Origin of the sequence: Atribacter sp. (genome assembly GCF_035418125.1) — a bacterium.
Taxonomy (GTDB): domain Bacteria; phylum Atribacterota; class Atribacteria; order Atribacterales; family Atribacteraceae; genus Atribacter; species Atribacter allofermentans.
The window spans coordinates 1-1,518 of sequence record NZ_DAOLQM010000364.1 but is presented as its reverse complement, the minus strand read 5'-3'; the positions used below and the strand labels follow the sequence as shown (position 1 = coordinate 1,518).

General features: G+C 37.5%; 1 protein-coding gene. It reads left to right on the top strand.

Going from position 1 to position 1,518, the window contains the following annotated elements:
- The first annotated feature begins 51 nt into the window (after nt 1-51).
- Nucleotides 52-1,413, top strand: a complete 1,362-nt coding sequence (locus tag PLK24_RS11415; protein WP_324479253.1) for an EVE domain-containing protein — start codon at nt 52-54, stop codon at nt 1,411-1,413.
- Nucleotides 1,414-1,518: the final 105 nt, after the last annotated feature.

Sequence of the window (1,518 nt, the reverse complement as noted above, 5' to 3'; positions counted from 1 at the left end):
CTCAGAAAATTTCGTTAAAGTTATCGATAAGCAAAGACGGGAGGTTAACACATGAACGGAGAATACGTTTTAAATTGGCTGATTGAGGACGCAGATCGAAATGCAAATGAGATTTATCCCGATATATGGCAATATAAACTTGAAGATTGCTTGTATGAGCTAAATTCGAGAAGAGATATCGATTTACCGCAAGACATATCTTTGAATGACCTGCCGAAAGAAGAAAAGGCGATTTCGATATTAAGAGAGTCTTTCAAAAACAATATATCTAAAATATCTCTAGTTTTAAATTATATCTACCCGGAAAAATACATATTCTATCGCGTTTCAATGTTAGAAAATGAGATATTTTCAGGATTGAAATTTTTGAGTGAAATTTATGATAAATTTCAGTTTGGATTTTATAAGATAGGACAAAATAAAGATAGCTTTGACAACTACCTCATATTAAACGAAGCTATGCGTTCTTTTGCCTCAGATGCGTGGCCAGATGTAAAAGACAAACTCATTCACAAGAAAATAAACTATTTCTTATACCAAGGGCTTGGAAGCCTATTTTTGGAGAGAAATGGTTACAACAGATATTGGATAATGGCTACGGGAGAAACTCATTTTGATTCGTTAGACAAAGAGAACGAAGTCATTTGGTCAGGAAGAAAAGAGATGCAAGTGAATGATCTGGTTTTTATGTACAGACAAGCTCCAAGAAAAGCGATAGCAGACATTTTTTCTGTCTCAGAACCACCCTATTTCGACCCCTACGGTGGTTGGGGTGGTTTTTGGGTTCCACTAAAAAAGATTACACCGATTAAAGACATAACAATGGTTGACATGAAACATGATACGGTATTAGGCAATTGGGGCTTCGCGAAATGCAGTTCGCAGGGAGTTGTTACAGCACCAGTGCCTTATTCAATATACAACAGATTGTTGGAGATAATCGGAAAAGATGTATGCGAGAAAAACGACTTAATCCCTGAACCAGTGGCAAAAACGGTTAGCTCAGGTCAGTATGCAACTGAAGAAGAGTTCGAAGATGTTGTCCTAGAACCACTTTTTCGGCATTGGGGATTTAAGTTTCAAAGGCAATATCCTTGTTACTTTATAATCGGTAGACAGTACCATACTTGTTTTGTGGATTTCATTATCCGTGACGAAAGAGGCACTTTAACACTCTTTGAAGATAAATTAGAAATTCTAAATGACGCAAGACTTCAAGAAGCAGTCCTGCAAGCAAAATCTTATTCGTTGCTGTTAGGGATCAACAACTTCGTAATTGCATCTCCTGAAGGCTTTTGGATATACAAACTTGATAAAAACAACGAGATTCTACTAGAAAAGATAAGTTCAAATGAATTTAAGGAAAAAGAAGAGGGAATGAGAGATTTAATTTTAAAACTCCGAAATAATTGAGGACATTTTGGTCAGAAGGCAACCTCCGCTTCAACTATTTTTGCGCCCAGGCCCACCGCCTCCTCGACCGCCGCCAGGTCCTTCATCAGGAATAGCCTCTCGTTC